We start from the raw sequence: 11,578 nt of genomic DNA, 5'->3' as shown, positions 1-11,578 counted from the left end.
AAGACGTATTTCGGGTTCAGACACGTGGGTGCCCTCCTGTGGGTGTCATTTTTCAGTCCGTTTCCTGGGGTGCGCGTCAGGACCCGATTTTCAGCCAGTGGCGGTGGTCGCGGGCCAGAAGGTCATCGGCGGCCTTTGGCCCCTCGCTGCCGGCGGCGTAAAAATCCAGCCCGGCGGGGGCGTGCATCCACTCCAGAACGGGCTGGACCACGCGCCATCCGGCCTCGATATTATCCGCGCGCTGGAACAGCGTCGCATCCCCGATCATGCAGTCGTACAGCAGCGTTTCGTAACCGGTGCTCGGCCCTTCGTGAAACCACTCGGAATAATCGAACTTCATGCGCACACCGCCCAGATGCACCGTGGGGCCGGGGATCTTGGCGGAAAACTGGAGTGTCACCCCTTCGGTTGGCTGGATATGCAGCAACATGATGTTGGGTGTCAGCCTGTCCACCGGCGTATCGCGGAACAGGGCATAGGGCGCTGACTTGAAATGCACCGCGATTTCCGTCTTCCGCGCAGCCAGACGCTTGCCCGTGCGCACATAGAACGGCACCCCGGCCCAGCGCCAGTTATCGATCATAAGTTTCATCGCGACATAGGTTTCGGTATGGGAATGGGGATCCACGCCGGGTTCATCACGATACCCGACCACGGGCTGTTCCTTTATGCTGCCTGCCGCGTACTGTCCGCGCACCACGTCATGGTGCTGCACGGTATGGATGGCCTTGAGCACCTTGGTCTTTTCATCACGCACGGCATCGGCATCAAACGAAATGGGCGCTTCCATCGCCGTCATGGCCAGCAGTTGCATGACATGGTTGGGCACCATGTCGCGCACGGCGCCCGTGCTTTCATAAAACCGCGCACGCTGCTCCACGCCCACCGTTTCGGCTGCGGTGATCTGGACATGGTCAATATTGTCGCGGTTCCACAAAGGTTCGAAAAAACCGTTGGAAAAACGCAGGGCAAGGATGTTCTGCACCGTTTCCTTGCCCAGATAATGGTCAATCCGGTAGATCTGGCTTTCATCAAGCGTGCGCAGCAGGCGTTCGTTCAGCGCAATGGCGGAGGCGAGGTCACTGCCAAAGGGTTTTTCGATGATGACGCGGCGGAAGACCTTCCCGCTTTCCTTTGCAAGGCCGGACACGCCAAGCTGGTCGACAATTGTGCCAAAGAAACGGGCGGCCACCGCAAGGTAGAAAATACAGTTCTGGCTGCCAATTTTCCCGGCAAGGGTATCGTATGTCGCCGCGTCCTCGAACGAACCGCGCACGTAATCAATGCTGGAGGACAGGCGCGTCCACACATCATCATGCAGGCTGACGGCTTCGGTCCCGCGGCTGGTGACGAAGTTTTCCAGTGACTCATGGAAGCTCTGGCGCAGGTCGTCCGCCGATACATCGGCCCGGTCCACCACAATGATGGAGAAATGGCTGTCCAGCAGCCCCGCGCTGGCAAGGTTGTAAAGTGCCGGCACAAGAAGGCGGTGCGTCAGATCCCCGCCCCCACCGAATATGACAAATACCCCCGGTGGCCCGCGACGCGGCACGTTTTCATGTCGCGTATCGTCAATCTGCGAGGACGCGGATGCGACAATGCTCTCCATCTTGCTTCTCCCTGAACTTTTCCAGCGTGTAAAACCCGGGCCGCCCGCCCGTGGTCGTTGCGTGCCAACGTGATCAGTGGCGGCCGGGTGCGTCATCAGCCGTGCGACATCAGTTGTTCGTGCCTTCGATATGGCCACCAAAGCCGAAACGCATGGCGGACAGCATCTTTTCGGCAAAGTTGTTGCCCGTGCGCGAACGGAAGCGCGTGAACAGGGCCTCGGTCATGACCGGGACGGGCACGGCCTCTTCAATCGCGGCCTCGATGGTCCAGCGGCCCTCGCCGGAATCCGCCACATCACCCTTGTAATTCGACAGGTCGGGGTTGCCCGCAAGCGCGCTTGCCGACAGGTCCAGCAGCCACGACGACACCACGCTGCCACGACGCCAGACTTCGGCAATATCGGCCATGTTCAGCTCAAAACGCTGATCTTCGGGCAGGTCGGTCGAGTTCTTGGACTTCATGACATGGAAGCCCTCGGCAAAGGCCTGCATGATGCCGTATTCGATTCCATTATGGACCATCTTCACGAAATGGCCCGAACCCGACGGCCCGCAATGCAGGTAACCCTGTTCGGCACGCGGGTCAAAGCCGGGTCTGTCACGGTTTGGCGTACGCGGGATGCTGCCAATTCCCGGTGCCAGGGCCGACAGGATCGGGTCGATATGGTCGGTGGCGTCCTTCGTGCCGCCGTACATCATGCAGTACCCGCGCTCCAGTCCCCACACGCCACCCGACGTGCCGACATCGACGTAATGGATGCCCTTTTTCGTCAGTTCCGCGGCACGGCGGATATCGTCCTTGTAGAACGAATTACCACCATCGATCAGGATATCTCCGCGGCCCAGCAGGGCGCCGAGTTCCTTTACCGCCCCTTCCGTCACGGGGCCTGCGGGCAGCATGAGCCAGATGATCCGACGCTGCGCCGTCAGTTTTGACACCATGTCCTTCAGCCCGGATGACACGATGGTCTTTCCAGCCTTGGCCTGTTCCGCGACCCTGGTCATAACGGTGGGCGTGCGGTCATACAGCACTACATCGTGCCCGTGACGTGTCAGGCGGATGGCAATGTTGCCCCCCATCTTGCCCAGACCCACTATACCAATCTGCATGATTCCTGTTTCTCCCGTGGCGGGGCATGCCCCGTACTTCAGCCCACGTTCGGGCTGGTAAAAAAATGGCCCCGCCATTGTAATGACCATGACGGGGGTTGATGTGGTGTGCGATCAGAGTGCGCGGCTGATGGCCTGCGCCAGTTTTTCAAGGCCGGATTTCAGATCGCCATGGATATGCACACGCAGCACGCGGCGGCCACGTTCGCCCAGTACTTCCAGATCACCACGGGCCTGTGCTTCCTTGACGATGCTGAAGGTATATTTTTCCCCCGGCACCGGCAGGTTCACCGCGTCATCACAGGTAATCTGCAGGAACACGCCGGTGTTGGGGCCGCCTTTGTACGCCTGGCCTGTGGAATGCTGGAAACGCGGCCCGAATTCAGCCGCCGTGGCCAGTTTCAGCCCGTCGCGCACGGACAGCCTTACTGACTGGAGCCATTCACGCGTGGCCGTATCACGGTCGATATAGGCCAGCAGGGCGACGTAATCGCCAGCCTTCCCACGGGCGAAATGGGCCTTCAGGATACCTTCTGCCGTGCCGCCCGACTTCAGCGCCGCAGCATTTTTCGGATCGGCATAAAATGCAAACGTGCCGTCTTTTGCAAAGGGTTCATACGGCGGCAGCCTGCCGGTTTCGTTATAGGCAGTGGTGATCTTTTTTGTCTCGATCTTTGATGCCTCGACATCAGGCTGGTTGAAGGCGTTGATGCCAATGATCGACCCGGCGACGGCGGTCGCGAATTCCCAGCGGAAGAATTCCTCGGCAATCTGGTAGCGGTCATGCAGTTCGATCGTCACGACCGGCTCGCCTGCTGCGATCAGCTTCCTGAAAGCGGCGTCCTGCTTCTCACACGGTTTTTCGCTCAGGCGCAGATAGATGAACACACGGTCCCTGCCATACACCGAAGCTGGTCCGGCGGTTTCTCCGTCGATGGGAATCAGGCCGCGGCCATCCTTGCCCGTTGATTCCGCCAGAAGCTGTTCCAGCCACGCACCCATGTCGTATATCGCGGGCGATGCCAGCAGCGTCACCTTGTCCCGGCCAAATGACCGCGCGGCAACACCCAGCACGGCCCCCAGCACCACGCCGGGGTTCTGCGCGGGCGGGACGGAGGCTGCGCACGATTTCTCCCCCCGCAGGGCTGCATCCAGCAGCCGCTTCAGCGGCAGGCCGGCGACGGCCGCAGGCACCATGCCAAAATCGGACAGCACGGAATACCGGCCACCGATCTGTTTATTGCCGTAGAAGATTTTCCAGAACCCGTCCTTCTTCGCCACGTCTTCCATGTGCGAACCCGGATCGGTCACGGTGATAAAGTGCGAGCCGGCCTTGTCGCCCAGCACCTTTTTCGCCTGATCGAAGAAATAGGCCTTGAGGATGTTCGGCTCCAGCGTGCCGCCGGATTTGGACGAGACGATGAACAGCGTCCTGCTGATGTCGATCCTGTCCTGAAAATCCCGGATCTGCTGCGGGTCGGTGCTGTCGAGCACATACAGGTGCGGGAATCCTTCATGCCTGCCGAATGTCACCGACAGGACTTCCGGGCCAAGGCTGGAACCACCCATGCCCAGCAGCAGCGCATCGCGGAAGCCACGCGCCTTCACCTCAGCCTGGAATTCCTCGAACTTTGACAGGTCAAGCAGTTGATCATCGACAATGCTCAGCCATTTCAGCCATCTGGCCTCGTCATGGCCGGTCCACAGCGTGGCGTCCCTTGCCCACAGGCGCCGTACATCTCCAGCCTTGCGCCATGTCTCGAGTTCATCCGTAACGGCCTTCTCAAGGTCGGCAGGCAGGTTGAGGATGGTGGACGTCACCTTCTGGCCCAGGAACGCCGCCTGCTTGGCCGCGATCGAGCCGAGCAGGGCATCAAATGCGTCCTCGAAACCGCGTACCCCTTCGTCCACAAGGGTCCGGGTCACGCCATCCAGATCAAGGCCAAGGCGGCGGGCTTCGCTTATGACCCTGTTTGCATCCGCCACGTCCTGCGTCAGTGTCGGTGCAACCCTGCCGTGATCGCGGAAATCATCGAAGGTGGCGGGGGGAATGGTATTGACCGTCTCGGGGCCGATCAGGCCGTCGACATACAGCACGTCGCTAAACGCCTTGTCCTTCGTGCTGGTGCTGGCCCACAGCAGGCGCTGGGGCATGGCGCCCGCCTGCGCCAGTTTCTGCCAACGCGGGCTTTTCACCACGCCCTGCCAGTATTCATAGGCCTGCTTGGCATTGGCGATGGCCACCTTGCCGCGCAGCGCCTTCAGGGCGGCGGCATTTCTGTCACCCTTCGCCACGCGGTCGTCGATCTCCCCATCAATCTTCACGTCGATACGGCTGACGAAAAAGGACGCGACGCTTGCAATCCCCTTTACACTCTCCCCACGTGCAAGGCGGTCTTCCAGCCCGGCGATATAGGCTTCCACCACCTTCGCGTACGCATTCAGCGAGAACAGCAGCGTGACATTGACATTGATCCCCGCGGCGATGGCAGCCTGCACGGCGGGTGCGCCTTCATCCGTTCCGGGGATCTTGATCATGAGGTTGGGCGCGCCCACCGCAAGCCACAGCCGCCGCGCTTCCGCGATGGTGGCGCCGGTGTCACGCGCCAGATAGGGCGAGACCTCAAGACTGACATATCCATCGACCTTCGCGGTCTGTTCATAAACCGGCTGCAGCACCTTCGCCGCGGCCCGGATATCACGGATTGCAAGCGTCTCGTACAGGGTTCCGGCATCAACGATCTGGTGTTCAAGGATCTGGCGGATCTGCGGATCGTAATCGGTGCCGTGACCCATGGCTTTCTGGAAGATGGACGGGTTGGAGGTGACACCCTTCAGCCCGTCCTCATCCACCAGCTTTTTCAGCTGGCCACTTTCGGTATAGGACCGCTGGATGAAATCCAGCCATGGGGACTGACCATAGCGGGCCAACTGCTTTAACGGGTTGGCGGCTTCACTGGTACCGGCGTCATACGCGGTCATGGCGTGTTTCCTTCATTATATTGCGGACCGGACTGCCGCCCGGCAGGGCACGTGGCGGCTGTCGCGTCGCGGTGATGCGTGGTGTGGTGCGATCAGCGCGCGGCAAGCTGCCTGCGCGCTGCAGCCAGGACAGCGTCCACCGTGAAGCCGAATTTGACCTCCAGTTCGCCCGCCGGGGCGGACGCGCCGAAAGTATGCATCACGATGGTCGTTCCCCGCAGGCCGACATACCGTTCCCACCCGAGGCGCGCGGCCTGTTCCACCGCCACGCGCGCGGTGACGTCGGGCGGCAGCACGCTGTCGCGGTAGGACTGTGGCTGGGCTTCGAACAGGTCCCATGACGGCATGGAAACGATGCGGGCCCTGACCCCTTCAGCTTTCAGCTGATCGAAAGCCTTCACGATCAGCCCGACCTCGCTGCCGGTCGCCATAAGGATGATATCGGGTGTGCCGGCGCTGCTGTCGGCCAGCACGTAGGCACCCTTTGCCAGACCTGTAGCTGGCGCATAGGTCTTGCGGCAGATGGTCGGCAGGTTCTGGCGCGTCAGCACCAAGACGGTGGGGCGATCAGCCAGCGGGACAAGGGTGCGCCAGGCCTGTGCGACCTCATTGGCATCTGCCGGACGGATCAGCGTCACTCCCGGTGTCGCGCGAAGCTGGGCCAGCTGCTCGATGGGCTGGTGGGTTGGACCATCTTCCCCCACCCCGATGGAATCATGGGTGAAGATATACAGCACAGGCAGCTTCATAAGTGCTGCAAGGCGGATGGGGGGCTTCATGTAATCGGAAAAGATGAAGAAGCCGGAGCAGTAGGGCCGTATGTAAGACAGCGCCAGCCCGTTGCAGATCGACCCCATCGCATGTTCGCGCACGCCAAAGTGCAGGTTGCGCCCACCATAGGTGCCGCCCCATTGCGGAGGCTGGAAATCACCCGCGCCGTCAAATGTCAGGTGTGTCTTGGTGGATGGGGACAGGTCGGCCGACCCGCCGATCATCCACGGATAGCTGGCCGCGACCTGATTGAGCACGGTCGCGGAACTGGCGCGGGAGGCCAGTCCCTTCGCATCGGCAGGGAAATCGCTGATCTGGCGATCCCAGCCTTCGGGCAGCTTTCCCGCCAGAATCAGGTCAAGTTCCGCCGCAAGGTCGGCATGCGCCGTGCGATAGCGGGCCAGCATGTCGTACCACGCCGCACTGGCGGCGGCCCCACGCGTGGCAATACCCTGCTGCATATGTTCAGGCACGCCATCGGGCACGTAGAAGCTTCTGTCTTCCGGCCAGCCATAGAACTTCTTGGTCTCGCGGATTTCCTCGACACCCAGCGGGGAGCCATGCGCTGCCGCCGTGCCCGCCTTGTGCGGCGCGCCCCAGCCGATGATGGAATGGACAATGATCAGCGTGGGCCGTGACGTTTCGGCCTTTGCTTCAGCCAGCAGGCGGCGGAAATCGCCCGTGTCATTGGCATCCTTGAGTTCCAGCACATGCCAGTCATAGGCCTCGAAGCGCCTGTGCACGCTTTCGGTAAAGGCGATCCGGGTATTGCCCTCGATGGAGATATGATTGCTGTCATAGATCCATGTCAGGTTACCCAGCTTCAGATGTCCCGCGATGGAGGCCGCTTCACTCGACACGCCTTCCATGTTGTCGCCATCACCACAGAACGTATAGGTATGATAGGTGAACAGGTCGAAGCCGGGTTTATTGAAATGCACGGCCAGCCATTTCTGCGCAATGGCCATGCCGACCGAGTTGCCACACCCCTGCCCCAGCGGGCCGGTCGTGGTCTCGACACCTGCGGTATGCCCGTATTCCGGGTGGCCGGGTGTGCGGGAGTTCAGCTGGCGAAACTGCTCGATATCCGCAAGCGTGAGCGCAGGCCTGTCCGCCAGCACGTGTCCATCCTTCACATCACGGATACCGGACAGGTAGATCAGCGCATATAGCAGCATGGAGGCATGGCCGATCGACAGCACGAAACGGTCACGATTGGGCCATAGCGGATTGGCGGGATCGTAATTCAGGACTTCGCGCCACAGGGCATAAGCTGGCGGGGCCAGCGCCATGGGTGTGCCCGGGTGGCCCGAATTGGCTTTCTGCACCGCATCCATAGCCAGTGTGCGGATTGTATTGATGCAGAGGGTATCCATATCCGCCCGTGCATTTCCTGCACCATCGGGTGCCCATACGGGACAGGGAAATAATGAACGCATGAAAACCGTCCTCCGTTGTCACGGCCAGCTCTGTTCGCTACGGGCGTTACATGGAACTGCATGAAGGGAAGACATTCATCCGGTCATGCCTGCATGCCACGTACGTTACATACCTGTGCCGAGATCCATTACCCTGCTGCCATCCATGACAGTACAGGGACCGATGCGCCGACATCTATCCAGTATAACCCGCAGGCCGGATGTAATTAATTGAGTCATGCGGTTTATTGATATGGAACAGTGCGTCATGTCTGGCGCGGCAGTTCCTGCATTGAAGTCCCAATCCCGCCCCAATGCCACCCTCGTTCATTCACGAGTTCTCGATACGCATTTATTCTTTCCGTGTATGGCCATACATTTTCCGTATGCTGTCATGGGAATGTGACAAGATATGTCAATCTTCAAAAACATACGGTTTTCTGCCATTTCACAGCAGGAAACAGGGGGGCGAATGCACAGCCACACAGACTGGCCGGACGCCCTGAAACAGGCACGGATACAGCCGCCGCACACAAAAATATGTGCAAAATCACGATTTCATAAAATAACACAAGATAGGAATCGAATACATTTTTATGGTTTTCGAATATATTATATGTAAACATGAAATACGTCGGGAGAATCGATTCCATACCGCGACCGATTCTTTTTTCAATACCGATTCCGTTACTTATTTCTGAGATGCGCAAGGCACATGACATGCCACGTCTACCATTACGGTCCGGATTTTTCGCCCGGCATACCGACCATGAGGAATGCTGGGGTGGCGACTGACAGCACCCTGCCGCCATTATCAGGATTTTCTTCTATTTATATAAAAATATTAGATATCCGGGTCACAGAAAAATGTTGGCGACCGGCTTCATATCTATTGTCCTACACGGGGCAATATATGCATTGATGCAGTCATACCAGCGTCTGTAATGGCCTGCTCCTTTATCACGAACGGGCCGGATCATCCCGTAGCTTCCACGAAAATCATGTAGCCGGACAGGCGTATTTCAATAAATAATAACGAGAAGGTACTCCGTAATGCCTGAAGACGATCTGTTGACCCGTGACATGGCGCATGCGCCCGGACAGAACCAGGCAGTCCCCCCCGAGGTCGCCACACCGGGGCATGCCATGGTCGTGGGGGTGCTGGCGGCACTTGCCGGTCTCATGTTCGGGCTGGATACCGGGGTGATTGCGGGCGCGCTGCGTTTTATCGGAACGGATTTCGATGCATCACCGCGCACGCAGGAATGGATTGTCTCCTCCATGATGGCGGCGGCGGCGGTGGGATCGCTGATTGCGGGGACGATCTCGTTCCGTTTTGGCCGGCGGCGTGCATTGCTGGGGTCATCCATCCTGTTTCTTGCCGGGTCCTTGATCAGTGCGCTTGCCCCCTCCGTTGCCATGCTCATTCTCGGCCGGATTTTCCTTGGTTTCGCGGTCGGGATCGCGGCCTTTACGGCGCCCCTCTACATATCCGAAGTCTCCGCCGTGGCGCAGCGTGGCTCCATGATCGCGTGTTACCAGTTGATGATGACGGGGGGCATTTTCCTGTCTTATGTTACCGATGGCGTGCTGGCGAATGGCGCGCACTGGCGGTGGATGCTGGGGCTCATGACGGTGCCTGCCACGGTCTTCCTGATCGGCTGTCTGTTCCTGCCTGACAGCCCGCGCTGGCTTATGATGCGCGGTGAACGGCTGCGCGCGCGCAAGGTGATGCGCTACCTGCGCGCCACCCCGCAGCAGGCCGACCGGGAAATATCCGATATTGCAACGGAACTGACCCGGGGCCGGTCGGAGGGATTTACGTTTTTCCGCCATAATGCCAATTTCCGGCGCTCGGTCGGGCTGGGTATCGTGCTGCAGGTCATGCAGCAGCTGACCGGCATCAATGTACTGATGTATTATGCGCCCAAGGTCTTTCAGGCAGCCAATTTTGGCGCGTCCGCCGCTGGCTGGGCCACGGCGCTGATCGGTCTGATCAACCTTGTCGCCACCTGTGTCGCGATCGTGACGGTTGACCGCTGGGGCCGTCGGCCGCTCCTGCTGCTCAGCTGCGCCATCATGACGGGCAGCATGCTGCTGGCGGGTGGCCTGGTTGAATACGGCGGCCATGACACTGTGGCCCAGATTGCCATGGTGGGGTCGTTGCTGGTGTTCGTGCTGGGGTTTGCCATTGGCGCCGGGCCACTGGTCTGGACATTATGCGCTGAAATCCAGCCCCTGCGGGGTCGTGACTTTGGCATTGTCTGTTCTACCTTTACCAACTGGGCAACCAACTGGGCGGTCAGCAATACATTCCTCAGCGTGCTCGATACTTTGGGGGAAGCCCATACATTCTGGCTGTTTTCTGGCATGAACGCCCTGTTTATCGCCATCACGTTATTTTATGTGCCGGAAACAAAAGGGGTTTCGCTGGAAGATCTTGAATCCCACCTGCTGGCGGGCTGGCCCCTGCGTGATCTGGGCGCGCGTACCCTGCCGCAGGGCGGCAAGGTTTCCACCAATCCGTCACCCTGAGGGATTTCAGACAGAAAACGGCGTCCGATATGATCCGGAAGCCTTTTTTCATGCCTATAGCGCAGGTCTTCGAGCAACGCGCACGAGAAGCTGGCAATCATGCCGTGGGTTCTTCGCCAGATGCCCGCACGCTTCATCGCGCGGGTAAAACCACCCGACAGCGCCACCACGCGCTGCACGCCGGGGTGTCTGATCAGATCAAGGTAAAGGTCGACCTTTTCAGGGATCGAGACCTTGATCATCACCTGATGGTCACCGGGCAGCGCATCCAGCCCACAGTGCAGTTCATCATGCAGCAGGGCTTTCGCACCGGCCTTGTCCGGGCTCCTGATCAGGACTTCGGGTTCCAGGATGGGCACGAGGCCAGCCCCTATGCCCGCCACCAGCCCCGCCGGCTTAACAAATAAGGATCATCCCGACCATTTCCGTCGATCCCGGTTTCATGAAGATGTTCATCAGGTTTTCCGCGTGGCGTATCAGCAGTACATTGTCAGGTGCCATGACCCCGTCCTGCCATATCTGCCTTATCCACCTGCCCCGGTTATCTGGCGGCCCAGTTCCTTTGCCGAGACGGTCAGAAGCTGGTTGGTAAACCTTTTTGCATAAAAATCGATTGTTGAATCATGGGTTTCATCGACCGAACTATAAACGGCGTCAGACACGATGACTGTGCGGTACCCCCGGTCCAGCGCCTCCAGCGCGGTAAACAGGACACAGACATCCGTCTCGCCCCCCGTCAGGACAATGGATACCGGATCATAGCGCCGGACATGGTCACGGAATGCCGGTGACCGCCATGCGGAATAACTGCTTTTGTCAAATACGGTACCAGGTGACGCAAGCGCGGATAATTCCGGCACAAGTTCGACAAGGGCAGGGTCAAGTTCAGCACGCGTCATCTGGTGCCAGTGTTCGTAATATGCCCGCCACGCCCCCGGTGCGTCGGCAGCGTGTCGCGGCGGGATGAAACGTGTAAAAACGGTGTTGTCCGGATACTGTCTGACAATTGCGACGACATTGGGCAGGATATGAGCCAGCCAGGGCGCGTGCCATGGCGTTTTCATGCGGAACATGTTCTGCATGTCAACACAGACATGAAGCCACCTGCCGCCGTGAAGAAACTGCTCCAGACTCATGTCAACGCCTCCGTCA

General features: G+C 59.4%; 6 protein-coding genes and 1 pseudogene. 1 reads left to right on the top strand and 6 read right to left on the bottom strand.

Features of this window, described 5'->3' with window-relative positions:
• Positions 1–76 precede the first annotated feature (76 nt).
• The 4 genes from zwf to tkt all read right to left on the bottom strand — a co-directional run bounded on the left by zwf (position 77) and on the right by tkt (position 7,912).
• The gene (gene zwf / locus HNO79_RS15155; protein ID WP_214165765.1) at positions 77–1,609 is read right to left on the bottom strand and encodes a glucose-6-phosphate dehydrogenase; all 1,533 of its coding nucleotides are present in this window, start codon (positions 1,607–1,609) and stop codon (positions 77–79) included.
• Between the two features lie 109 nt (positions 1,610–1,718).
• The gene (gene gnd, locus HNO79_RS15150; protein WP_048857180.1) at positions 1,719–2,720 is read right to left on the bottom strand and encodes a phosphogluconate dehydrogenase (NAD(+)-dependent, decarboxylating); all 1,002 of its coding nucleotides are present in this window, start codon (positions 2,718–2,720) and stop codon (positions 1,719–1,721) included.
• A 114-nt stretch (positions 2,721–2,834) separates the two neighbouring features.
• The gene (locus HNO79_RS15145; RefSeq protein ID WP_214165766.1) at positions 2,835–5,702 is read right to left on the bottom strand and encodes a bifunctional transaldolase/phosoglucose isomerase; all 2,868 of its coding nucleotides are present in this window, start codon (positions 5,700–5,702) and stop codon (positions 2,835–2,837) included.
• A gap of 92 nt (positions 5,703–5,794) precedes the next feature.
• Positions 5,795–7,912, bottom strand: coding sequence for a transketolase (gene tkt, locus HNO79_RS15140; protein ID WP_214165767.1), 2,118 nt, complete (start codon positions 7,910–7,912; stop codon positions 5,795–5,797).
• A gap of 1,032 nt (positions 7,913–8,944) precedes the next feature.
• On the opposite strand from tkt, the gene HNO79_RS15135 reads away from it, so the two are divergent.
• Complete coding sequence (locus tag HNO79_RS15135; protein ID WP_275954931.1) at positions 8,945–10,426, top strand: sugar porter family MFS transporter; 1,482 nt, start codon at positions 8,945–8,947, stop codon at positions 10,424–10,426.
• Between the two features lie 56 nt (positions 10,427–10,482).
• On the opposite strand, the pseudogene HNO79_RS17540 reads toward HNO79_RS15135, so the two are convergent.
• A pseudogene (locus tag HNO79_RS17540) lies at positions 10,483–10,791 on the bottom strand (fructose bisphosphate aldolase); the annotation flags it as partial.
• A 159-nt stretch (positions 10,792–10,950) separates the two neighbouring features.
• Positions 10,951–11,562: a cysteine hydrolase family protein gene (locus HNO79_RS15125; RefSeq protein WP_214165769.1), complete on the bottom strand. Its 612-nt coding sequence runs from the start codon at positions 11,560–11,562 to the stop codon at positions 10,951–10,953.
• Positions 11,563–11,578: the final 16 nt, after the last annotated feature.

The sequence above is a fragment of the Komagataeibacter oboediens genome (genome assembly GCF_018491655.1).
GTDB classification, from domain to species: Bacteria; Pseudomonadota; Alphaproteobacteria; order Acetobacterales; family Acetobacteraceae; genus Komagataeibacter; species Komagataeibacter oboediens.
Note: the sequence above shows the minus strand (reverse complement) of the source record. Positions and strands in the feature narration are given on the sequence as shown.